The sequence below is a fragment of the Paenibacillus konkukensis genome (assembly GCF_023523925.1).
Taxonomy (GTDB): domain Bacteria; phylum Bacillota; class Bacilli; order Paenibacillales; family NBRC-103111; genus Paenibacillus_S; species Paenibacillus_S doosanensis.
Genome location: NZ_CP027059.1, coordinates 206,307 through 228,342, shown reverse-complemented (window position 1 = coordinate 228,342; position 22,036 = coordinate 206,307). Strand labels below are relative to the sequence as shown.

The window sequence follows — 22,036 nt, the reverse complement described above, 5'->3', positions numbered from 1 at the left end:
TTCGAGAGGCGGTAGTCCGATGATTAACTGTAAGCTGAAAATGATTGAACAAATGTCCGAAGGAAATGGGCTAGAAGCCGTGTATGAAGATATTACCGTCCAAGGAGTGTCCATTGATTCAAGAACAGTAAAAACAGGCAATTTATTTATCCCGATACAACGGCAGCTCAATGGTCATGATTACGTGGAAGCCGCATATTCTCAAGGAGCGGCAGCTTCATTTTGGCAAAAGGATCATCCAAACCCGCCCCAACATATTCCGCTTATTTATGTAGATGATTGCTTGGAAGCATTGCAGGCTCTCGCAGCTCATTATCGGAAAGAACTATCCGTAAAAGTAATTGGAGTTACCGGCAGCAACGGCAAGACAACCACCAAAGACATGATTAATTCCGTGCTGGGAACAACGTTCAGGGTCCACAAGACAACGGGTAATTTAAACAGCCAGATAGGACTGCCTTTAACTATATTGGAAATGGAAAAAAACGCAGAAATTGCGGTTTTAGAGATGGGGATGAGCGAACGAGGCCAGATCGAGCGCCTTTCAGAGATTGCTAAGCCGGACCTTGCCGTTATAACCATGATTGGTGTGTCTCATTTATCGACACTTGGATCACGTGAAGAAATTGCCGCCGCGAAGCTGGAAATCGTCAACGGATTACCGGATAATGGCGTGCTGATCTACAATGGAGACGAACCCCTCCTGAGCGACAGGCTTAAAGAGATCACAAGCAAACAAGCGCTATCTACCATTACATTCGGCGAAGGTGAAGCGAATGGTATTCATGTTACTTCAAGCGTAACGAACCCGGAAGGTTCTTTTTTCACCGTGGAAGATCATCCGTTTTTTATACCGCTTCTTGGCGCACATAATATTTCAAATGCGCTTGCAGCTATTGCTATCGCATCCAAACTGGGTCTAAGTCCAACTGAAATAGACAGTGGTTTCCGGGCTTTGCAAGTAACGGGCATGAGAATGGAGAAGATCGTCTCTTCCTCAGGAATTGCCATTATAAACGATGCATGGAATGCGAGTCCAGTCTCCATGTCCGCAGCAATCAAAACATTCGAGGAATTAACAGGTTATGCAAGAAAGTTTCTAGTCCTGGGAGATATGCTCGAATTAGGCGATCAAGAACAGGAATTTCATCGGGAGATCGGTCGCATCGTCGACTCCGGCAAAATTGATTTTGTTTATACTTTCGGCAATCTTGCTAGGCATATAGCAGAGGAAGCACAGGCACGGTTCCCTGAAGGCCATGTCCAATCTTTTTTAGATAAAGAAAAATTAACGCAGGTCTTGAAGAAAAGGGTAAAGCCAAATGACGCTGTACTACTCAAGGGATCAAGGGGAATGCAGTTGGAGTTCGTCATACCAGAGCTTCTGTGTTGAGCGATATCCAAAGTGATCGAAACAGACTGCCGCAGCTGTCTGTTTGTTGTTGCATAAGGATACGTATGCTGATCACGATAAAAACTTTTTTGATTATACACTGAGACGCCATCGAAGCCATACATCCGGCAGAAAAACGGAAGAATTCAAATAGCAGGTATTGAGGAAAATGCAGCAGCGATAGGAGAAAGGAAGGGGGATAAACTGGCGCTGCAGCTTGTGGCGCCAGTTTATTTTTTTCAACATTGTCCAGTGCTGCAACGAGGCAGCGTAAAACATTGTATAACCATGATAAGCAAGATATTTTATTTCTTCCGAAGGCAGGTCATTTACTTAGATAATAATGAAAAAATTAGGGGCAGTCACCCCTAATTTTATTCATGTTAAGTTGTATAATTTAATGTTCCGCCATAATTAAATATTTGTTCCAGCGGTTGACATATATTCGCGCTATTTCAGATCAAATCCTTTGCTTTTCACGTATTCCGTATACCCCTCCAACGGCAAATCCTTATCCAGCATGGCGATGAATTTCCCCGACCAGCTCGCCTTCTGCTTGTTATTCGTTCGCGCGCCGTAATACGCCTCCAAGTCCCGGTCATAGCTTTCAACCTGTTCTTTAAGATCGCGATCGTACCGGTTTTCAAAAAATACGGCGGAACGCGGCAAACGCGGCTTTTGCTCGGGGTGCTCATCGGGAACGCCGACCGCAAAACCGACCAAAGGAATAACGAAGTCCGGCAGGTCCAGCCATTCGTCCAAGGAGGGGAGAGCGCTGTTAATGCCGCCGATGATTACAACTCCGAGCCCCATCGATTCCGCCGCCAAATTGGCGTTTTGCAAAGCAAGCGCCGCACTCAGCACAGCGGTTTGGTAAAAATAGGAGAAGCTCAGGTTGCGGCTCATTTTTTCCTGCTGCTCCGGTCCCGCAGCCAGCATCATGCGATGAAGATCGGCGCAAAAAATAAAAAAGTACCCGCATTCCTCAATCGACGGATTTTCCGAATGCACCGCGATCTTCTTGCGAAGCTCATGATCCGTGACGCCGATGATCGAAAACGGCTGCATATGCGCAGAAGTCGGCGCCATTTGCGCCGCGTCGACAATGGCTTCAATTTGCTCGGCGGTCAACGGAATATTTTTAAACTTACGAATAGAGCGATGCTGATGAATTAATTGTAGGACCTCATTCATAAAATGTTCCTCCAGACAATATGGTTTCTACGGAAACTATATGAATAAAAAAATTTGAAAATATGGTTTCCGTGGAAACTACAATAGCAAGAAAATGATGCTTTGTCAAATGGTTTCTGCGGAAACTATGCTATAATGAAAAGAAAAAAAGGTAGGCTTGTCTTATGACAGAGATGAATGACGATTTGCTTAAGCTCAAAAACCGCATCGAAAAATCCATGTACCGGATTTTCATCAGCGAGAGCGACGAGGATAATGACCGGGCTTGGATCGTGGAGCGTATTACCGACGACAGGCTGAAAAAGCTGGTGCCCCGGCTGTCCGTCTCAAGCCTGCATATTTTGGACGTCATCCATCGGCATGACGGTATTAAAGGGGTCGATATCGCCCGAGAGATGGATATAACGAAAGGGACCGTTTCCAAAATTACCCGTAAATTACTGGAGCAGGGCCTGATTCGGAAAACCCAGCTGCCGGACAACCTGAAAGAAATTTATTTTTCCGTGACTCCGCTTGGCGTCGAATTGGCTGAACTGCATCGGTTATTTCACCGGGAGCAGGATCAAAAAGCAATGGAACTGTTAGCGAGCTTCGACTTAACGTCACTGGAAATCGTGGCAAACTTTCTGGAGAAGCTGGCTCGTTTGCGGCAGCTTTAATGACGCTGATCATCAAATATCCGAGCCAGGATAAGTCCAGCGGTATGATGTCAAGTCCCCGAATCGGTCGAATTGGAAATTTTCTTGGCTGTAACAGCTGGGAGTGCCGAAAAAAGGACAGCTCAAACTGAACCCAGCGAAAAATCGAGATAATATCCAGATTTTAACTGGGAATTATGCCAGGGACTTTAGCAAAGGAGGCGTTAATCCTTCGCAGGCGTCACCTTCTTCCGTGGCGTATAGAGTTGGCCGTTGCGTAGCAGCACATCGACCAGACGCACAAGCTTTCTTGCGGTTAAGACGAGGGCGCGTTTATGTTGGTGCTTGGGCACTTCCTTGTATTTCTTCCGGTAGTACTCGCCGAATTCTTCATCGCGGTTCTTTACCGAGTTGGCAGCTTCAACGAGGTAATAGCGAAGGAATCGGTTGCCGGATTTAATCCGTTTGGTGTCTTCGGCTTCAAAGGCGCCAGACTGGCTCTTGCGCCAGGTGAGGCCAGCATACTTGGCGACAGCGGCTTGGTCGCTAAAGCGTTCGATGTCACCGATCTCGGCAAGGATGCCAGCGGCATAGACGCGATCAATGCCGGGAACAGAACGCAGGCACAGGGAGCCAGGGATCGTCTCGAGAATTTGCTCAATCGCCTTGTCCAAATCCTTGAGCTGAGCCTGGATGCTCCGGATTGCTTGAATGGATGTACCCAGCACAAGATCAATGGAATCCTCGACGACTTTGGACAGCCGGTAAGAGGCTCTGGCCGCTTTCTGAATGCAGCGCGCGACGTTCTCGGGATCCGGGAAGCGATTGCGCCCCTTGTCCCGCAAGTAGTCGGCCAGATCGCCGACATCCATCGTCGCGATGTCGTCCAGACTGTACTTTTCGGAGAGCATCTCAAGGATGGCATGGCCGAACACCGAGCTCTCGACTTCGGTCGTGAAGGCATTGCACTTGTAGAACAGGTTTTGCAAGAAGTACTGTTTCTCGCGCGTCAGGTTATGGATCAAGTGAAACCGCATGCGCGTTAAACGCTGGAGCGCAACATACTGCTCCTGCATGACAATGGTGGTTGTCAGCCGCCCGAAGCGCAGACGGTCCGCAATCACCCAGGCATCAAGCCGGTCGGTTTTATTCAGGTCGGGATAGGTTTCTCGGAACTTGCTGACCAACTTTGGATTCATGGTAAAGACCTTGGTATGGCGCTCCTGGAGTGTAGGGTCACTATGCAGGTACATGGCGGGATGCCAGCTGTAGACCGAGGTCGATTCAAGCCCAATGTGAATCTCGGAGACCGCGTGCTTGTCCGCTAGGGCAACGATGCGATCTCGCAGATGAGCAGCCCCCTCCAGATTGTTTTTCACTGTGAGGGTCTCGAGCTTATCCCCGTCTGTGTTCATGAAACACGTTTCCAGTTCTTTCGAACTGACGTCAATACCGACAAAAAGCGTCAAATGGAATTTCCTCCTTTCGATGAGGGATGCAGGGAATAGACTCTCCGGGATGCCTCCGGCGCACGCGCAGATCAATCACCCTCGCCTATAAGAACACGCTTCGGTCCATGAGCTGCCCTGGCTTGCTAGGCCAGGCATGGGGTGCCGAAGGGAACGGCCAGCGGGTCAGAAGCTCAGACACGTACCGGAGAAACAGACTTAGAAATGTAGACGTGCTACAGGAGGAGAAAGAATTTCCCCGATAGATCCCTATGATCTATTGTCCAGAGGCATGCGGGAAAGTCCAGTCCCTTTTGCAATTTTCAAGGTGCGATTTACTGGAAATCGAAAAGTTTGCGGCCAGTTCCCATGGGAACTGGAAATCGGCTTAAAACTTGGTTCTAGAAATACTATACGAGGAGGAATGGTTATGAATGAATTTGAGAACAAGGCGAAAGCGTATGCGGCAGGTAGACCGACTTATCCGGAGGAGATTTTAAGCAAAATCCAGGAGCTTGGAATTGGAAAAGATTCTGTAATTGCAGATATTGGCGCGGGGACGGGATTGCTAACTAACTTGCTGTGCAAATTGGATTGCAAAATTATAGCCGTAGAACCCGATGTACAGATGCTTAATGAGTGCAGGCAGTATTGCTCGGCCCACAAGAATATTGAATATATCCATGCAACTGCTGAACGGACTCCATTAGCTGAGCACAGTATCGATGTAATTACGATCGCTTCGGCGTTTCACTGGTTTGATAAGGAATTATCCAAAGCTGAATTCAAACGGATTCTCAAAAAAGACGGCTACGTTATTCTTTTATGGAACATGATGCAAAAAAACAGCGAGTTCGCAAAAGAATACGTGAAAACTCTTGGCAAGTACACAGTGAAACATACAGCCGGGAATGCCAACATTGATCCTGATAAAGAAAAGCTAAACTTTTTCGGACAAGGGTATTCGATACAATATTATGATAACTGGCAGCGGTTCAATCAAGAAGGCATTATTGGCAACGCGTTATCCTTATCGTATACGCCGTCAAAATTGGATATGCATTACGACGAATTCGTTCAAGAGCTTCGCAATCTATTTTTGAAATATCAAGAGGGCGGAGAAGTAACCGTTCATTATCAAACAGAGGTATGCATTGCCCAATTTTTACAATGATCCCGCTCAAAGGATAGCGGGCTTTACCGCAGCCATTTACTCGGTCGTCATACTTTTCCGGTAATCGGTGGGGCTGAAGCCCGTTTTTTTCTTGAACAAATTGGAGAAATAATGCGGTTCGGAATAACCGATCCGGTAAGCGATTTCACTGACAGATAGATCAGTGTCCATCAGAAGTAATTTAGCGGTATTCATTTTTTTGATCATGATATAATCGTATACGGTCGTTCCGATTTCTTTTTTAAACAAACGATTCATTTGTTTGAAGGACATGGCAAAATGCCGGCTCATTCGGCCGGAGTGGAACGATTCGAGGTCCTGCCGGTCTAAATACTGCTTCATCTGCTGTACGCGGAAAGGCAAAATCGACTTTCTTTTTTCCAAAATATTCGCCAGATGGGCCATAATCTCCGTACAATTCATCAGCAGTTGAATATGCAGCTGCTCATTGTCCGGCTTTTCGTTTTGCATCAGCTCAAAGCTTTTGCGAAATAAAGGCTCCAAAGGGACGTCCGGCACAAGAATGGTCGACTGCAGCCGGAAGGTTTCAAGCAGCCGCAAGCTGTTGCCGCGCAAGTTGTACCATAAGTAGGTCCAGTGCTGCTGCTGGTTCGGGTCGGCGCTCACTTCGTGGTAGCTTCCCTTAGGCAAAATAAATACATCCCCTTGCTTCGGGGAGTAGCATAGCGAATCCACTTGAATCGAGCCTTGGCCGTTCAGCACATAGGCGACCACCGTAATTTCCGAATTTTTACGAATGTTCCGGTAATCGGAATGGCAGTAATTAATGCCGAACATCGGAATATGCATCGGAACTTCGATGTCCAGCGGGTTAAAGTACAAATCTCCGTGCTTCATAGAATCCCCTTTTTCCGGCGAAGGTATATGTCAACTATAGCATATCGGCGGGCATGTTTCGAATGAAATGTCCTTATTGCACACCAACAATTCCTTTTTCGATATTAACAAGCCGTATGGAGTCCAATTATGATAGGGGTAATACGAGTTTGCATACTCCGTATGTATTCCGCCAACAAGGAGTGATGGATTTGAAACCCAATTTGGTTTATGTATTTGCCGATCAGCTGCGCTTGTCTTCCTGCGGTTTTGCCGGCGACAGTAAAGCGATAACGCCCAACATCGACAGACTCGCAACGGAAAGCCTGAGTTTTTCGAACGCCATTTCCGGCCATCCGGTTTGCGCCCCGTATCGGGCAACGCTGTTTACCGGTAAATATACGACGAGCACGGGCATGGTCATCAACGAAATCCGCATGAATCCGAACCATCGCAGTATCGCTCATGTGCTTCACGAACATGATTATGATACCGCATACATCGGTAAATGGCATTTATGGGCCAATGAGCTCGGCCATCATTACGAACCGAGAAATTCTTTTATACCTCCGGGAGAGCATCGGCTCGGCTTCGACGGTTTCTGGGCGGCTTACAATTTCCATCACGAATACTATAACATGTACTATCACACGGACACGGAAGCCAAGATTCCGATGGAAGGCTACGAGCCGGACGGTCAGACCAGCATGGCGATCGAGCAGCTCAAGGAGAAAGCCGCCGGGCAAAAGCCGTTCGCTATGTTTTTATCGCTCGGCACGCCGCATGACCCGTGGGATATTAGCAACGTTCCGCCGGAATATTACGAGAAGTTCAAAGATGTGGAGTTTTCCCTGCCGCCGAATTACCTGGAACACAACGATCCGTATGCGGACAATTGGGCCAAGCTCCGTCCTGAGGAAAGAGAGAGGATTACCGACTGGCTTAAGGTGTATTATGCGATGACGGCCAATTTGGATTGGAATGTGGGCAGACTGATGCAGGCGGTTGACGAGCTTGGGCTTAGGGATAACACGATATTCATCTTTACATCGGATCATGGGGAGCTTTTCGGAGCCCACGGCAGAAAAGGGAAAAATATTTTTTACGAGGAAGCCGTTCGCATTCCATTCCTGCTTCGCTGGCCGGGGCATGTTCCGCAGGGCGGTGAGTCGGATGTCTGCCTGAACACCTGCGACATTATGCCGACGCTGCTTTCGATGCTGGAGCTGCCCGTACCGGCCGAAGTCGAAGGCATGGATTTAAGCCCGTTCGCGTTCGGGGAAAAGGGCGAGGAGCCGGAAGCGGCTTTCCTGCAAGGGACCGGGGCGACGGCCAACTGGTCGGACGGACATGAATGGAGGGCGCTCCGAAGCAAGCGGTTCACCTATGCCGTATATCGGGCGGATAAGAAGGAGCTGCTGTTCGATAATATAGCGGACCCGTTCCAAATGAACAATTTGGCGGAGTGCCCGGACTTCGAGCCGGTCATAAGCGGCTTCAGGACGATGCTCGAGAAGAAGATGAACGAAATCGGAGATACCTTTGAAAGCTGCAGCTGGTACCGGGAGCATTGGACCGAGGACCGGATTATTCTGAGAACCGCCACGCTTAACCCGATTAAATGACTTTGAACCGGCACGGCACGCCGCTCGATAACCGCAAGTCGTATACCAAAGCGGACTGGCTCCCGGAAAAATAGACATCGCAACAAAGCTGCCGTGTTGAACGGCAGCTTTGTTGCGTTAAAAGGCAGTCTTTACTCCTCGGAACACCACATAGGTATTTGCCATAACCGAGCTAGTTCAGGGAAAAAGAGCATCACATTCGATTATATGAAATCGTGTATTTCTGCTTTCGGTCGACTTAAACCACTGATGAGGTCATATCGCGATGTACAAACGCCTAATAAATGAGTCTTTCGACTCAAGAACAAATGCGGAGCTCCGACCATAAATTGGAATCATGTCGATACGAAAAAAGTTATTGGAGGTTTATCACATGACCAATTTTCAAAATGAGCTTCAGCAGTTGAATGTTTCGCAGTTCCAAGCAACCGAAATGACGCCGTGGGATCAGCAGGCTCAGTATTTTGCCGGCCAGTTTCCGAACGGCCAGGTGCCGGTGGACCCTTCGCGTCTTTGCGTCGGATTTTGTGCAGGGTTTTGTACGGGATTTTGCGGTACGTTTTGCGCCGGATTTTGTGGCGGGTTTTGCGGCGGCTTCTGCGGCGGCTTCCGCTGCAACCGCTGCGGGGGCTTTTGCCATCGCTGCCGCTGACGCTTTTCGGCTTCTCTTCCGAATTGCAGCAAATCGATCTCCTCTGCACGGTTTGTGCGGGGGAGATTTTTTATCCCTTAAAGAGATGACTGACATGAGGGACAAATAGAAGTACATAAGATGTAGAACGAAGATCGCGTATTGGAGAATAGCATTTCCGGCTAGGAGGGCTGAGATGTCCAAGTTGACCCCGACTGCTCGTCTTCAGGTAAAGGCGGATTCATTTTATTTGCCGATTGTACATGAAGGCGTCTATTTCCGAAACAACGTCGGCACGTTCCAAATGAAAGGTGAGATGATTGACCGCTGGTTGGAAAAACTTATTCCTATGTTCAACGGAGAGCACACGCTGGCGGAATTGACGGACGGTCTATCCGGCTCATACCGGGAGCGGGTGTACGAAATCGCGGAAGTGCTGAGGGAAAAAGGCTTTGCGCGCGATGTGAGCCAGGATCGCCCGCACGTTCTCTCGGAGCAAACGGTTCGCAGATATGCAGGGCAAATCGCTTTTCTCAACAGCTTTGGCGATTCCGGCGCTTACCGGTTTCAGTGTTACCGGCAGGCCAAGGTACTCGCGGTCGGCTCAGGTCAGATCTTTTCCGCACTTGTGTCGTCGTTGCTTGAGTCGGGCCTGCCCAGGTTCCGTATACTGATTACCGATTCACTGCCGACGGATCGGCGCCGGCTTACGGCTTTGGCGGAGCACGCTCGCTTGACGGACCCCGAGGTGGAGATCGAGGAAGTTGTACTGCCGAACAAAGGTGCTGACGGTTGGAGGGAAGCCGTGCGGACGTTCCAAACGGTTCTCTATGTGTCTGAGCAGGGCGATAGCGAAGAACTGCGGCTTCTACATAAGGCATGCCAAGCCGAACGCAAAACATTACTTCCCGCCGTGCGACTACACCAGGCTGGCATTGCAGGCCCAATCGTACAGCCGGAGAGTGCGGTCTGTTGGGAATCGGCATGGCGGCGTATCCACGAGTCCGAAGTGTTCAAGGATGATCCGGAGCGGTTTGCCTTTTCATCAACTGCGGGGGCGCTGCTTTCGAATGCGATTGTTTTCGAATTGTTCAAGACGGTGTCGGGCGCCGCCGAACCGGAGCTTAGAAACTCCCTGTATCTGCTTGATTTGGAGACATTGGAAGGAAGCTCGCACCCAGTACTGCCGCATCCGCTTGTTGACGGAAAAGTCGATGCTGCAGTGAACTGGGTAGATGACGTGGATCTGAGGCTCGAGGAAAGACCGGCGGGAGGCGCCGTGAACGGACTGTTTCCGTACTTCAGCAAGTTGACATCGGACCGAACGGGAATTTTCCATAGCTGGGAGGAAGGGGAGCTTGGCCAGCTGCCCTTGTCACAGTGCCGTGTTCAGGCAGCCGATCCGCTATCGGAAGGGCCAGCCGGTCTGCTTCCGGACATCGTATGTTCGGGACTGACACACGGGGAGGCTAGGCGTGAAGCGGGGCTGGCCGGGCTTGAGGCGTATGTGTCGAGGCTTGCGGGGGCTCTCGTGAACACCGAGCAGTTTATTGGCGTCGGTATCGGGGAGACGGCCGCAGAAGGTATGGTTCGCGGACTGCAGGCTTGTTTGACGAAGCACTTGGAGGCGCGACTGACGGACCGGAAGCCGTCTGTCGTTCGGGTTCGGCTCGACCAGATTGACGATGAGCCATGCCGGTTTTATTTACATGCGCTGACCACAATGCGGGGTACACCCATAATTGGGCTTGGAGAGGAAGTGTTCGGGTTTCCCGTTGTATGGGCAGGCACGGAGGATGGATGGTTCGCAGCCACCGGCCTGAGCGTGACAACAGCGCTGCGCAGGGCACTGCAGGCGTCGCTGATGAGGGCACAAAACGCCTCTATATACCGCGCACCGCAGGCTTTAGAGGTGAAGAGCGTACTGCTTGATTCGGGCGCCCCGCTGGAGCTGCCCGTCCCGGCCGAGGAGCCCAAGTCGAAGCTGGATGGAGTCAGGAATGCGCTGCAGAAGCTGAAAAAAAGCGGCCGGGAAGTTTTCGTCATCGATTTGGCGGCAGAGCCGTTCTTGCATGAAGGTCCAGCTGCTGTCTTCGGCGTGCTGCTGGGAGAGGGGGAAGCGGGATGAGCGCGGTTGTAGCCGTTGTCGGAGAAGGGGTGCTAGCGGAGCTGGTGTGTCGGGAGCTGAGCTCCGAGAGCCGAATCGTTCATTTGACCACTATTAGGCAGGAGTTGCCGAAAGATGCAGAGTTTGCCCTGGTGCTGAACGATGCCTGGCATCCGGCCGTTCACCGTGAGGCGGAGGAGAAGCTGCAGGCTGCCGGTATTCCATGGCTTCGCGGATTCGTCTCCTTCGGTGAAGGTATCATCGGGCCGCTTGTAAGGCCAGGCCAGTCCGGATGCTCCGTGTGCGCCGATACCCGGTTGCTTATAGCGGGGCGCGACCGCCGGGAAATGTGGGGCCTGCAGCAGCGTTTCACGGAGACCGGGGGAATCCTGTCCGACACATGGGCATCGCGCACGGGACTGCTGCAGATGGCGCATCTGCTTACAGCAGAAGCGCGAAACGTACTGCGGCGCATCCGCTCCCATACGGAAGAGCGCGTGGTTTTGGTTAACCTCAAGACGTTGAATTGCTCAAGCCATTTCTTCCTGCCGGACCCGTTGTGTCCTATATGTGGACGTCTGCCCGCAGATTCGCGGGATGCGGCCCGGATATCGCTCAAGCCGTCCCCAAAAGCCGGAGAAAATATATACCGCACTCGGTCGCTCCAAGAGCTGAAAGCTTTTCTGGCCAGGGACTATCTCGATTACAAGATCGGATTTCTGAACGGAAAAATGCTGGATCTGGTTTCACCCTTGGCCGATGCGACTGTGAATCTTCCGATGCTGGAGCAGGACGAGGTGACGGCGGGTCGAACAAATAGCTATGCGGATAGTGAACTATCTGCTATTCTGGAGGGCTTGGAGCGTTATTGCGGCATGGCACCGCGCGGCAAGCGACCGGTTGTTCGCGGCAGCTACCGGCAACTGGCGGGGGAAGCGCTCGATCCTGTGACAGTCGGGCTGTATGCGAAGGAGCAGTATGAGCTGCCCGGATTTCCTTTCCGGCCATTCGATCCTGATGCCGAGACCGACTGGGTCTGGGGGTACTCGTTTGGGCATGGACGCCCGATATTGGTGCCGCAGTGGCTTGCGTATTACAGCTCTCCCTGCCGGCACGGCTTCGTGTACGAGACATCCAACGGCTGCGCTTTGGGCGGGAGCCTGGAGGAAGCGATCATGTACGGAATGCTGGAGGTGGTGGAGCGCGATTCGTTCCTGCTGACCTGGTACGCGCAGCTACCGCTTCCCCGCTTAGATCCACAATCTGCCGGAGACCGCGAACTGAAGCTTATGGTGGACCGGCTGCGGGCCGTTGCCGGATTTGATGTGCTCTTGTTTAACGCGACGATGGAAAATGGCATTCCCAGCATTTGGGCAGTAGCGAAAAACAGAAAGCCTACTGGAGTGAATCTTATTTGTGCGGCCGGAGCGCATCCGGATCCGGTAAAAGCAGCGAAAGGGGCGGTTCACGAGCTTTCGGGGATGATGCTAACACTTGACCACAAATTCGAGGCGAATCGGGACGACTATGTGCGGATGCTCCACGATCCTTCGCTGGTTCGGGGCATGGAGGACCATTCCATGCTGTATAGCTTGCCGGAGGCGGAGCCGCGGCTGCACTTTCTGCTGGAGGAAAACCGGCCGATGCGGGCGTTCTCTCAACAATTTGGGCCTACTCCGAAGCACCCGGATTTGACCGATGATCTGAAGGCGATGATCGGCAAGTTCCTTCGGCTGCATTTGGACGTGATCGTGGTTGACCAGTCGACACCGGAATTGAGGCGTAACGGGCTGCACTGCGTGAAAGTGCTGATGCCCGGCATGCTTCCAATGACCTTCGGCTACCATTTTACCCGGTTGACGGGACTGGAAAGGGCGCTTCGAGTGCCGGCCGAGCTCGGGTACACGAAGCGTCCTTTACGTCCGGAAGAGCTCAATGCTCATCCGCATCCGTTCCCATAAATGGGCTGGATCGATGTGTGCGGTATCATTATTGGGCGATTGGAGGAAGCAGAATGAGTCTGGAATCGTTTATTCGCCAGCTTCATGCCGACGGCAACGGGGGCGGGCTGCCCGGCTGGGAGGTCGATTGGGACGATGCGCCGCTTGCCTATAAGCTGTATCGCGGCCTGCCGACACTTCCGCTGTCCTCGGATATCCCGATGGCGCTGGAGGCGGCGGAAATGCATGCCCGACCGAGTCTGAAAGACATCGGCCATTTTCTTTGGTACGTCTACGGGCTGACGCAAGTAAGCGATTCTCTTGCGGTTCCGATACGGACGTACCGCAGATTCGTCCCTTCCGGCGGAGGGCTGTACCCGAACGAATTGTACGTATATCTTCGCACGGAATCCGGCACTCCCGGACTTTATCATTACGATGCAGCGCATCACCGGCTGGTGATGCTGCGCGAGGGAGATTACGATTCGTACTTAGCCCGGGCACTCGGCAACCGCTGTGATCTATCCTCATGCTTCGGCGTTGTCTTTGTATCGGCGATGGTTTGGAAAAATGCTTTTAAATACAATACCTTTTCCTATCGTCTGCAAGGCCTTGATTCAGGCGTGCTGCTCGGGCAGCTGCTGGAAGCTGCGAAACGGTTCGGTTATGCATCAAGAGTACATTTCCGGTTTCTGGACCGAGCCGTGGGCCATCTGCTTGGGCTATCCGGCCCAGAAGAGAACGTTTATGCGATCATACCTCTTTCGGTGCAGCGCGTCATCGCTTGGCTCGACGGTGCTGACGGTACACAGAAGCAAGTCGCAGCGGATGAGCTGTGCCGCGAGCTTCCGGCTATTCAGCATGATTATTACGTGCGATCGAAATCCGTGAAGGAGGTTCCGGGGCTGACTCAGATGAACGAAGCTTCGGCGCTCAATACATTGTTGCCGTTTCACCGGTTCGAGCCCGCCAATCGAGAGGAAAGCGGACTTCAGACTGTGTATTTACCGCCCGTGAAGCGGCTGAGCATCGATCTGGCGGCGACCAGCCGTGTGCGGCATTCGCCTGAAAGCGAATTCGTCTTGAGCCGTATCACGGGCCAGCAGCTAGCCGCCCTATTGCGGGAGGCTACGGCTTCCTTCACGTATCGCAACGATTTGGACGGCGTAGGGGAGTCGCCTGCGCTTCGTGTTGCGTTATATGGATGCTTCTATAACGTCGAAGGCATACCGGACGGCGCTTATCGCTATGACGCAGCTGCCCATGCGCTCCGACGCGAGCTTCCCGGTGATCATCGGCTCCGGCTGCAAGAGGGGATGACCCTTCATAACGTCAATTTGTTTCAAGTACCTATCTGTCTGCACATAGCCGGTGATGACGATCACTTGATTCCCCAATTGGGGTATAGAGGATACCGCATCCAGCAGATGGAAGCTGGCATGCTCCTGCAGCGCCTGCTGCTAGCAGCGTCCGCTCTCGGCATGGGCGGGCGACCGCTTCTTGGCTTTCAGGCCGGATCGTGCGACGAGCTCTACAAGATGTCTGTGCAAGGGCGAACCAGCCTCGTCCAAATCCCTGTCGGTCGCTACCTTCCCCGCCCCCGGCTAGAGGGAGGCTTGCATAGCTAGTTAAACATTTTCCTTTTCGTGGTCGCATATATTGCGGCTTTTTTTATATAATGTGACACTTGTCACAAGCAGTCTACTTTTTCTCATTTATCCCCAACCGCCTAAAGCGGACAGCATCTACCAGGAAATAAATAATGGGTATACATTCGGTTAAAATGAGAAAAGTCATTTCTCCATGTTTAAGCAATTCCGTTAGCTCCGGAGCGGATCGCGCCATGAGCAAGCATAATGCGATCATTGTCGCAGTCATAGAGAACGAGAACGGTTTATGATCCTCTAACGCAAATGTATGGGTGAGTGCGATGACAGACACGAATAAGAATAAGCTAATTTTGATAAATAGGCTTGACAGCCATACGGATATGAGGATCGGGTCCAAATTTTCTAGAAACGAACCAATTCGTACGTAACTGATTAATTCGAGCTCCGGAAAGAACATATTGGCTGATAATTCGGTTCCAAAAATCAATAATGTCGGTATCAAATTAGCCAAAATAATGAATAAGGATGTTATCACGGCCCAAATCATCGACTTCATCGTTTTGTGCTTCTCGGCAAAGTAGGGGAAGAGGAACAGAATAAAATTCATTTGGCCGTACAGTGCCATGACAATGTACATGCCGCTCCATATACCTTTTGGTTTAAAATGATTCGTCAATGCGATCCACATGTCAGGATTCATCGTATTGCCGACGAAGAGAGGGACAAACAGAACGCCAACAACACTAAAGAAAAAGATGCCTTGCGCAGCACGAAAAATAGTTTCTACCCCCGACCGTACAGCATAAGCCACGCAAAGGCCGAAAACAGAGGCCACAGCCCAATTCGGGGTATCCGGTAAATAAACGTCGCTGACGAAATCCAGCAGTTCCCTCATTACAAATGATGCTGAGAACAAGAAAGAGAATATCATTAGGGCAGCGAGCGGATAATGAATCCACCTTCCGATAATTGTATGCCCGTAATGACCAAAAAACTGGGTCGGGCGTTTTAAACCTAAGCGAAACGAAAAATAGGTAAATGCAATACCTCCAAGTGCGCCCGCAAGTAAAGACAGCCATGCAGCAAAGCCCGCTTTCTCGATTAATGTACCCAATAAGAAACCGAGTATGGTTGTAAATAGATATTGCGAAAAGAGCATGTATATCTGTAATTGGGATACTCGTCCCAAATATTTCGTCATGATTTCGTACCACCCCCAACGATATAGTTTTCAATGGACATGAAGATGCTTTGAAGGAGTTGAGCCATTGTAAATTCATTTTTGAATATATATAGCGTTTCCGTTCCTAAAAAGAGGAATAGCGCCGTCCCCAGCACGATAAAGTAAGTTCGCTGCTTTCGTTGTTTTCGTTTCAGATAAAGCCATTCATAGCCAATAATGCATCCAAAAGCGATCCCGATTAGTATCATGATCAGGCCCCCGTGTCCTTGATGGTTCGTATTCGGAGAGGATGCTTTTCCGTACCCAAATGCTTTATGATTATACGTGCTTGTATGTTAAACTTGACTCTCTTGGCATAGAGGTAACGCCATTGCCGTTCGAGGGCAATCCATTTGTTCGGATAATTCCAGTCGATATATTGGCCGAATTGGAATGCGTCGGAGCCTGCTTCTTGTGATTTTCTGATAGCCTTGGACATGCGATCCTGAACAAAAGCCTCGAGGTCATGTTCAAGAATGGCCCGCTGCTTCGCATCCTGAAAGTTGATATCCGATTCGGACGAGATGAGATCGGCGTTGGCCCTGCTTTGGATATTTATGGCGATTTGATCACCGGATAAAACCGGTCTTATCGATGTTTGATTATTTTTTACGATGAAGCTAACATCCTTCCCGTCTATGGTGGAAGGAACCGTAATTTCTGAATCCCTCACCGTCTCCTGTACCCACATTGCGCCGCGCATTTCATTCGTATTTAATGTTCCAACCATCTTTCCAAGTTTGAAAATAGCAGCTCCATCGGTACCCATCCATTGCTGAGTTTTATTGTTTTCACTGGTCATGGTTTTTAGTTCAAAGTCAAGCATTGGTATGAATAAATCTCCACCTGAATAGGCAGCCATGAGGGCATCCTTAACGGTCGCTCGGACAGTGATATGCTGTCTCACATAAGCAACCAGGATATCTACGGGAAATCGTTCGAATACATTAGGAACTGCGGTCATTTGCTTCACCTTGCCCTCGGTAACGAACATGCTGGCATTGATATGAAAGCGCGGCTCACGGGCGATAAATTCTAATACGGGCAAAATCCCTTCTTCAGCCAAAGCGTTCCCAATAACAATGATACTCGTCTGTCCAAATGTAATTGTTCTTGAAAGGTCCGATTGAATGAAACGATAGGCTTCCCCGATGTCACGCCCTGTTTTCGTAACAAAGGTATAGGGTTTGCCGGTTTGTCCGCCGGAACCGCCGGTTTGTCCTGGAATGAGGCGATTAGGCAGGGGGAAGCCAAGAGTAACTTCAATTCCAGACTCGGATTTATCCAGCAGCATCATTCGAACAAAGGCCCGGTCGTTAATTTCGATTGAATTCCAGCAGCCGGTTAACAGCAATAAAGGGAATAGGGTTAGCAAAGGCCACAAAGCAGCGTAAGCGGGAAATTTGGACTTAATCATTGCTATCCTCCTCCGAATACGACCACTTTCGAGTCACCTTTCCTTGTCTCGTTTTATTCGGCGCGGCCTGGATCGGACGTTTTTTCATAAGCCACCAAGGTGCTCGAACTAAAGTATCCTTCAGATCGCTAGGAATCAAAGGGGTGATCGGGGATAAATAAGGCATTCCGAAGGAACGCAGATTGATAAGGTGAATGTAAAGAAATAACATGCCGCAGGCGATTCCGAACAAACCAAAGAAGCCGGCTAGTATCATGATAGGAAAGCGCAATAAACGAAAAGCAAGGCCCAGATCGTAATGCGGGCTGATGAATGAAGCAATGCCTGTTAAAGATACAATGATCACCATTGCCGCTGACACGATACCTGCTTGTACAACTGCAGTGCCAATAATAAGCGCTCCAATAATCGATACCGCTTGCCCGATTGATTTGGGGATACGAATGGCCGCTTCCCGCAAGGCCTCAAAAGAAATTTCCATAATAAAAGCTTCGATTAAGGCTGGAAACGGGACAATTTCTCTGGAAGACATCACGGTGACAAGCAGCTTCGAAGGAATAATCTCCGGATGAAAGGTCGTAATTGCGATATAAGTAGACGGCAGCAGCAGCGAAACGAACAAAAAGAAGTATCGGATCCAGCGAATCCAGGTTGAAGCAATAAAGCGCTGGTAATAATCTTCAGAGGATTGCAGCAGCATCATTAACGTAACCGGAGCGATAATCACTATCGGCGTCCCGTCGACAATAATCGCCACGCGCCCCTCAAGAAGCGCGGCAGCCGTAATATCTGGCCGCTCGGTATATTGCAGCTGCGGGAAGGGTGAGAAGGGAGTGTCGTCCAAATATTCTTCGACAGTGCTGCTTCCAAGAACGCTATCGACGTCAATTTTGGACAACCGAAATTTCACTTCATCCAGCAAGTCTTTCTTACAAATGCCGTCAATGTAACCAACCAAAACCTTCGTCTGGGTTAATGTTCCAATCCGCAGCGTCTCCGTCTTAAATTTTGGCGTTTTCAAGCGTTTGCGAATTAAGGTCAGGTTAATATCCGCATCTTCAATAAAAGCTTCGCGTGGACCTTTTATACCGGATTCATTGGGTGGTTCTTCAATGGCACGTTTGGAATGCTTAGTTAGAGGAAGCTCAATGATTCTCTGTTCGCCGTCTATCATAAGAATGGCTTTGCTATCCAGAATAGACGATATTCCTTCCGAAAGCGTGAGCAGGAATCGATAGTCCGAAACGGACAATTGCTTGCGGTCGAACAGCTGTCTGCGGAATTCATCGGCATTCGGCGCATCCATACGAAGAACAATCTTAAGAACATCCTCCTGTAAAGTCGCTAGATCGATCATACCGCGCAAATAAACAATGGCACATGCCACCGCCGGACCTGCAATAAAGTTGTGAAAAGCTACATCCGAATTGTCGGTCAATTGCTGACGAAGCCAAGCCACCCGTTTTTCAATGGGATACGTCTCGTCCTCTACAGGGACCGGTTCTTTTTGACGGTTGTTCATTTCATTGTCTTCATGGATCTCAGGGCCTCGTTTCATAAACCAATGGAAATAGGTCATAAATACCTCGCGCTGATGGATTATCGGTATTAAATAACTTTTCCATTTATCGCTATTTTAAACCAGTTCATGATTCGATTAAGAGCCCACGCGAAAACCGGCACCGAGGGAAGGGCCGGCGTTGCGGCGAAGAATAAATCCTTTACAGCGAGGAAAAAGTATTAATGGATTAAACCATCAAATAATGAGAGGTCTGAACATTTATGCCCGAAGATAAAGTAATAGAAGAAAAGATGAATTTCGAAAAAGCAAGCTGGGAATTGCCGGAGACGGAAGAAACGGAAGCATCTGCGGATCAGATCGGGGAAGTCCCCTCCAATTATGAGAACTTATCGACCACTAGCTATACCGATGCTACTACATTTGAAGTTAAAAAAACGCCGGGGAGGCTCTAAAATCTTTAGTAAACACCGTCATAAAATAGACGGTGTTTTCTTGTTGCTGTTATTGTCGGGAGAAACATCGGCTCTTTCGCAATTAATCCGTAATATTTCGTGTGTAGTATTCGATAATGTCTTTGCGCCGAATAATACCAAGGAAGACGCCCTCGTCATCTACGACCGGGACGAAGTTCTGATCTGCCGCCAGCGCGAGCATATCGTCCAAATCGGCGCCAATCTTGACGCATTCGATTTTTAATCGCTTATTGATGGAGACGACGGAAATTTCATGCATCGTATCGAAATTGAGGCCGGGTGTGGCTTTCATTTTCCATAACAGATCTCCTTCGGAAAGCGTTCCGTAATATACTCCATTGTCCTGCAGGATCGGAATGGCCGAATAGTGGCATGCCTCCAATTTGTCCAAGGCTTCTTTCATATTGGAAGATGTCGTGATGTAAGAGACCTCATTCTTTGGATATAGAAAAGATTTAATGTCCACAGTTATCACACTCCTTTAATATATTAAAACATATTTTCCCACGCGGCGCACATGGAATTTACAGGTATTTACAGGCGGATTTTGATTCCATTAATTTAAATTGCTGTTCCGGTACTGAATTGGAGTTAACCCAGTTATCTTTTTGAAGAGGCGGCAAAAGTAGGGGAAATTAGGGATGCCGACTAACGAACCGACATGCTCTACCGGTTTCGAGTCTGTTTTTAACAGCCAGCAGGCTTGTCTTATTCTTCGGGCGATCACATATTCCGTAATGTTGCCCCCTGTTTCGGATCGGAACAGACGAGAGACATAGTGCTTAGAAAGATGAAGTTCTGCGGCTAAAGCGCTAAGGTCAAATTGCTCTGTGTAGTGCTCCTCTACCCAGTTCATCATTTTCTCGGCATGGCTCTCAGGACGTACGACTCCACCGAAAAAACGGCTATTATGCAAAGATTTGAGATAATCGAAAATGTTGAGAATCAGCATAGAGGTTGTTTCAAGGTCAACCTCCCCATTTCGCGATAACAAATCATTAAAACGTTCGAGAACGCCTGAAATATAAGCCGTGCTGCGATCCATGCGAAACACCTGATTAGAGAGCTGTTCCTTCCATACCTGTTCATAAAAACGGAAGAGGAGCGGGAAGTTTTTAAGAAAAGGCGCAAAGGCGGAAGGTTCGAAATTCAAAACCGTGCGCTCATAAGGACATGGATTAGTATCAAATTGAACACGGTGTAACTGAAAAGGCTGGAATATTACGACACATCCCGATTCCAGATTGTAAATTTTGCGGTTGAGCGTCAGAGTGCCTGTGCCTTGATGGACAAATAATACCTCAATGCCTTTGTGATAATGGTAAAAAACACGAGGCTTTTCTGTAGTTACTCTTCTATAACGAAGTTCTACTGCTCTTTTATTTAAAATATGAAAACCCTTGTCAACCGTTTCCATCCAGTTCTCTCCCCAAGAGATATTATTTTTAATTATATCAATTGAGTGATATTTTTTGACGAATAAATACAACTTTTTGTTTTAAATAAAAGCTATATTAAGCTTGTCGATACAAAATAATTACACGTTGTTGTGTTGGATAAAACTGAAATTAAATATACCCTGATTGGAGGCGGGAGCATGTGGATTCCTGTAGAGATTATAAAAGAAAGGGAAAACCCAGTAATAATGGATGGAATTAAGAGTTTATTAAAAGAAAGCTATCACATTTCTGAAAATGAGGCAAATTTGATCATGAATAGGGCGAGCGAACGATCGGAAGGGCTGATATTCGATTATTTCCCATATGTACATTCCATCCATGAACTTAGTGACGGAATCAGGAACACGCTGGATAAGCATCTGAATCGAGTGGATCAGGAAGGGATAATAGTGTTGAAAATGGTTAATGAAGCTGCTGCATGGCATGCGTTTGAATGTATAAGACGGTTTTATAAGAATAAGGCCAATCATTTTTAGTGACCAGAATGTTAGCCAACTCCCTGGCTCCCGGCTGCCGGTACGGCACAGAAGGGGGAGGCAGGGGCAGCTCGGATGCAGCATCTTGTATTTCAAGAAGACGACCAAATAAAAGTGCTATTGTGCGGTCAATATCATCGGGCCGTCCTCAGTGATAGCGATCGTATGTTCGTACTGGGCGGAAAGCGAGCCGTCAGCGGTTCTGGCGGTCCATCCGTCGGCATCAACCGTCATTAACGCTTTCCCGGCGTTGATCATCGGCTCGATCGTAAAAACCATCCCTTCCTTCAAGCGGAACCCTTTGCCCGGATTCCCGACGTGGGCATAATTAGGCTCCTCGTGCATTTCTCTTCCTACGCCATGACCGAGCAGATCGCGCACCACCGAGAATCCGTTTCGCTCGGCATGGGTTTGAACCGCGTGCATCACATCGCCAATCCGGTTTCCGACGACAGCTTTTTCGATGCCAAGATATAAGCATTCCTTCGTTACCCGCATCAGATTGCGGGCTTCTTCCGACACCTCGCCGACCGCATAACACCAAGCTGAGTCGCCGATCCAGCCATCCGCCTCCGCGACGATGTCGATTTTGACGATATCGCCTTCCTTGAGCGGCTTCTGGTTCGGAAAACCATGCGCAATGACGTCGTTGACAGACGCACATGTCGCAAACGGATAGCCGTTATAGCCTATCGTATAAGCCTTGGCGCCATTCTCCTTCAGGAACCGCACCGCGAACGACTCGATATCGAGCGTCGTGACACCCGGCCGGATCATACCTGCGATTGCTTGATGAAAAGCAGCGACAATTCGACCGGCTTTTCTCATTTCTTCAATTTCTGCTCTCGATTTCAGGATGACCATTCCAT

The 22,036-nt window shown here is 49.4% G+C and carries 20 protein-coding genes; 10 read left to right on the top strand and 10 right to left on the bottom strand.

Going from position 1 to position 22,036, the window contains the following annotated elements:
• The first annotated feature begins 19 nt into the window (after positions 1–19).
• The gene (locus tag SK3146_RS01015; RefSeq protein WP_249863309.1) at positions 20–1,393 is read left to right on the top strand and encodes a UDP-N-acetylmuramoyl-tripeptide--D-alanyl-D-alanine ligase; all 1,374 of its coding nucleotides are present in this window, start codon (positions 20–22) and stop codon (positions 1,391–1,393) included.
• A 450-nt stretch (positions 1,394–1,843) separates the two neighbouring features.
• Here SK3146_RS01015 and SK3146_RS01010 read toward each other — a convergent pair whose 3' ends face one another.
• Positions 1,844–2,587: an NADPH-dependent oxidoreductase gene (locus tag SK3146_RS01010; RefSeq protein WP_249863308.1), complete on the bottom strand. Its 744-nt coding sequence runs from the start codon at positions 2,585–2,587 to the stop codon at positions 1,844–1,846.
• A gap of 164 nt (positions 2,588–2,751) precedes the next feature.
• On the opposite strand from SK3146_RS01010, the gene SK3146_RS01005 reads away from it, so the two are divergent.
• Entirely contained in the window at positions 2,752–3,246 is a 495-nt protein-coding gene (locus SK3146_RS01005; protein ID WP_249863307.1) for a MarR family transcriptional regulator, read from the top strand.
• 203 nt (positions 3,247–3,449) lie between these two features.
• Here the strand turns inward: SK3146_RS01005 and SK3146_RS01000 are convergent, their stop codons facing one another.
• Positions 3,450–4,694 (bottom strand): IS110 family RNA-guided transposase, encoded by a 1,245-nt coding sequence (locus SK3146_RS01000; RefSeq protein WP_249860219.1) that lies wholly within the window; start codon positions 4,692–4,694, stop codon positions 3,450–3,452.
• 409 nt (positions 4,695–5,103) lie between these two features.
• Between SK3146_RS01000 and SK3146_RS00995 the strand changes: the two genes are divergently transcribed.
• Positions 5,104–5,847: a class I SAM-dependent methyltransferase gene (locus tag SK3146_RS00995; protein WP_249863306.1), complete on the top strand. Its 744-nt coding sequence runs from the start codon at positions 5,104–5,106 to the stop codon at positions 5,845–5,847.
• Positions 5,848–5,883: 36 nt separating this feature from the next.
• Here SK3146_RS00995 and SK3146_RS00990 read toward each other — a convergent pair whose 3' ends face one another.
• Positions 5,884–6,705 (bottom strand): AraC family transcriptional regulator, encoded by an 822-nt coding sequence (locus SK3146_RS00990; RefSeq protein WP_249863305.1) that lies wholly within the window; start codon positions 6,703–6,705, stop codon positions 5,884–5,886.
• A gap of 191 nt (positions 6,706–6,896) precedes the next feature.
• On the opposite strand from SK3146_RS00990, the gene SK3146_RS00985 reads away from it, so the two are divergent.
• The 5 genes from SK3146_RS00985 to SK3146_RS00965 all read left to right on the top strand — a co-directional run bounded on the left by SK3146_RS00985 (position 6,897) and on the right by SK3146_RS00965 (position 14,615).
• Positions 6,897–8,309: a sulfatase family protein gene (locus SK3146_RS00985; protein ID WP_249863304.1), complete on the top strand. Its 1,413-nt coding sequence runs from the start codon at positions 6,897–6,899 to the stop codon at positions 8,307–8,309.
• Between the two features lie 373 nt (positions 8,310–8,682).
• Complete coding sequence (locus SK3146_RS00980) at positions 8,683–8,961, top strand: heterocycloanthracin/sonorensin family bacteriocin (protein ID WP_249863303.1); 279 nt, start codon at positions 8,683–8,685, stop codon at positions 8,959–8,961.
• A 175-nt stretch (positions 8,962–9,136) separates the two neighbouring features.
• Entirely contained in the window at positions 9,137–11,068 is a 1,932-nt protein-coding gene (locus tag SK3146_RS00975; RefSeq protein WP_249863302.1) for a putative thiazole-containing bacteriocin maturation protein, read from the top strand.
• The gene (locus SK3146_RS00970) at positions 11,065–13,008 is read left to right on the top strand and encodes a TOMM precursor leader peptide-binding protein (protein WP_249863301.1); all 1,944 of its coding nucleotides are present in this window, start codon (positions 11,065–11,067) and stop codon (positions 13,006–13,008) included. Before SK3146_RS00975 ends, SK3146_RS00970 begins: the two co-directional genes overlap by 4 nt.
• A 53-nt stretch (positions 13,009–13,061) precedes the next feature.
• On the top strand, positions 13,062–14,615 hold the full coding sequence (locus SK3146_RS00965) for a SagB family peptide dehydrogenase (RefSeq protein ID WP_249863300.1): 1,554 nt from the start codon (positions 13,062–13,064) through the stop codon (positions 14,613–14,615).
• 73 nt (positions 14,616–14,688) lie between these two features.
• Here the strand turns inward: SK3146_RS00965 and SK3146_RS00960 are convergent, their stop codons facing one another.
• The 4 genes from SK3146_RS00960 to SK3146_RS00945 are packed head-to-tail and all read right to left on the bottom strand — an operon-like array spanning position 14,689 to position 18,758.
• The gene (locus SK3146_RS00960; RefSeq protein WP_249863299.1) at positions 14,689–15,798 is read right to left on the bottom strand and encodes a GerAB/ArcD/ProY family transporter; all 1,110 of its coding nucleotides are present in this window, start codon (positions 15,796–15,798) and stop codon (positions 14,689–14,691) included.
• Complete coding sequence (locus SK3146_RS00955; RefSeq protein ID WP_249863298.1) at positions 15,795–16,028, bottom strand: hypothetical protein; 234 nt, start codon at positions 16,026–16,028, stop codon at positions 15,795–15,797. The genes SK3146_RS00960 and SK3146_RS00955 overlap by 4 nt, the downstream gene beginning before the upstream one ends.
• A gap of 2 nt (positions 16,029–16,030) precedes the next feature.
• Positions 16,031–17,236: a Ger(x)C family spore germination protein gene (locus SK3146_RS00950; RefSeq protein ID WP_249863297.1), complete on the bottom strand. Its 1,206-nt coding sequence runs from the start codon at positions 17,234–17,236 to the stop codon at positions 16,031–16,033.
• Entirely contained in the window at positions 17,229–18,758 is a 1,530-nt protein-coding gene (locus tag SK3146_RS00945; protein ID WP_249863296.1) for a spore germination protein, read from the bottom strand. The genes SK3146_RS00950 and SK3146_RS00945 overlap by 8 nt, the downstream gene beginning before the upstream one ends.
• Positions 18,759–19,018: 260 nt before the next feature.
• Here SK3146_RS00945 and SK3146_RS00940 point away from each other — a divergent pair, with 260 nt between their 5' ends.
• Positions 19,019–19,210: a hypothetical protein gene (locus tag SK3146_RS00940; protein WP_249863295.1), complete on the top strand. Its 192-nt coding sequence runs from the start codon at positions 19,019–19,021 to the stop codon at positions 19,208–19,210.
• An 82-nt stretch (positions 19,211–19,292) separates the two neighbouring features.
• Here the strand turns inward: SK3146_RS00940 and SK3146_RS00935 are convergent, their stop codons facing one another.
• Both SK3146_RS00935 and SK3146_RS00930 read right to left on the bottom strand, forming a co-directional pair.
• Positions 19,293–19,634, bottom strand: coding sequence for a CBS domain-containing protein (locus SK3146_RS00935; RefSeq protein ID WP_434006851.1), 342 nt, complete (start codon positions 19,632–19,634; stop codon positions 19,293–19,295).
• 153 nt (positions 19,635–19,787) lie between these two features.
• Positions 19,788–20,648, bottom strand: coding sequence for an AraC family transcriptional regulator (locus SK3146_RS00930; RefSeq protein WP_249863293.1), 861 nt, complete (start codon positions 20,646–20,648; stop codon positions 19,788–19,790).
• A gap of 180 nt (positions 20,649–20,828) precedes the next feature.
• On the opposite strand from SK3146_RS00930, the gene SK3146_RS00925 reads away from it, so the two are divergent.
• Entirely contained in the window at positions 20,829–21,167 is a 339-nt protein-coding gene (locus SK3146_RS00925; RefSeq protein WP_249863292.1) for a hypothetical protein, read from the top strand.
• Between the two features lie 117 nt (positions 21,168–21,284).
• Here SK3146_RS00925 and map read toward each other — a convergent pair whose 3' ends face one another.
• Complete coding sequence (gene map, locus SK3146_RS00920) at positions 21,285–22,031, bottom strand: type I methionyl aminopeptidase (protein WP_249863291.1); 747 nt, start codon at positions 22,029–22,031, stop codon at positions 21,285–21,287.
• Positions 22,032–22,036: the final 5 nt, after the last annotated feature.

What these genes read in the sequence shown, in the direction of transcription:
- SK3146_RS01015 (WP_249863309.1), top strand. Translation starts at nt 20, where the DNA reads ATGATTAACTGTAAGCTGAAAATGATTGAACAAATGTCCGAAGGAAAT.
- SK3146_RS01010 (WP_249863308.1), bottom strand. Translation starts at nt 2,587, where the DNA reads ATGAATGAGGTCCTACAATTAATTCATCAGCATCGCTCTATTCGTAAG.
- SK3146_RS01005 (WP_249863307.1), top strand. Translation starts at nt 2,752, where the DNA reads ATGACAGAGATGAATGACGATTTGCTTAAGCTCAAAAACCGCATCGAA.
- SK3146_RS00995 (WP_249863306.1), top strand. Translation starts at nt 5,104, where the DNA reads ATGAATGAATTTGAGAACAAGGCGAAAGCGTATGCGGCAGGTAGACCG.
- SK3146_RS00990 (WP_249863305.1), bottom strand. Translation starts at nt 6,705, where the DNA reads ATGAAGCACGGAGATTTGTACTTTAACCCGCTGGACATCGAAGTTCCG.
- SK3146_RS00980 (WP_249863303.1), top strand. Translation starts at nt 8,683, where the DNA reads ATGACCAATTTTCAAAATGAGCTTCAGCAGTTGAATGTTTCGCAGTTC.
- SK3146_RS00975 (WP_249863302.1), top strand. Translation starts at nt 9,137, where the DNA reads ATGTCCAAGTTGACCCCGACTGCTCGTCTTCAGGTAAAGGCGGATTCA.
- SK3146_RS00970 (WP_249863301.1), top strand. Translation starts at nt 11,065, where the DNA reads ATGAGCGCGGTTGTAGCCGTTGTCGGAGAAGGGGTGCTAGCGGAGCTG.
- SK3146_RS00965 (WP_249863300.1), top strand. Translation starts at nt 13,062, where the DNA reads ATGAGTCTGGAATCGTTTATTCGCCAGCTTCATGCCGACGGCAACGGG.
- SK3146_RS00960 (WP_249863299.1), bottom strand. Translation starts at nt 15,798, where the DNA reads ATGACGAAATATTTGGGACGAGTATCCCAATTACAGATATACATGCTC.
- SK3146_RS00955 (WP_249863298.1), bottom strand. Translation starts at nt 16,028, where the DNA reads ATGATACTAATCGGGATCGCTTTTGGATGCATTATTGGCTATGAATGG.
- SK3146_RS00950 (WP_249863297.1), bottom strand. Translation starts at nt 17,236, where the DNA reads ATGATTAAGTCCAAATTTCCCGCTTACGCTGCTTTGTGGCCTTTGCTA.
- SK3146_RS00945 (WP_249863296.1), bottom strand. Translation starts at nt 18,758, where the DNA reads ATGAACAACCGTCAAAAAGAACCGGTCCCTGTAGAGGACGAGACGTAT.
- SK3146_RS00940 (WP_249863295.1), top strand. Translation starts at nt 19,019, where the DNA reads ATGCCCGAAGATAAAGTAATAGAAGAAAAGATGAATTTCGAAAAAGCA.
- SK3146_RS00935 (WP_434006851.1), bottom strand. Translation starts at nt 19,634, where the DNA reads ATGAAAGAAGCCTTGGACAAATTGGAGGCATGCCACTATTCGGCCATT.
- SK3146_RS00930 (WP_249863293.1), bottom strand. Translation starts at nt 20,648, where the DNA reads ATGGAAACGGTTGACAAGGGTTTTCATATTTTAAATAAAAGAGCAGTA.
- SK3146_RS00925 (WP_249863292.1), top strand. Translation starts at nt 20,829, where the DNA reads ATGTGGATTCCTGTAGAGATTATAAAAGAAAGGGAAAACCCAGTAATA.
- map (WP_249863291.1), bottom strand. Translation starts at nt 22,031, where the DNA reads ATGGTCATCCTGAAATCGAGAGCAGAAATTGAAGAAATGAGAAAAGCC.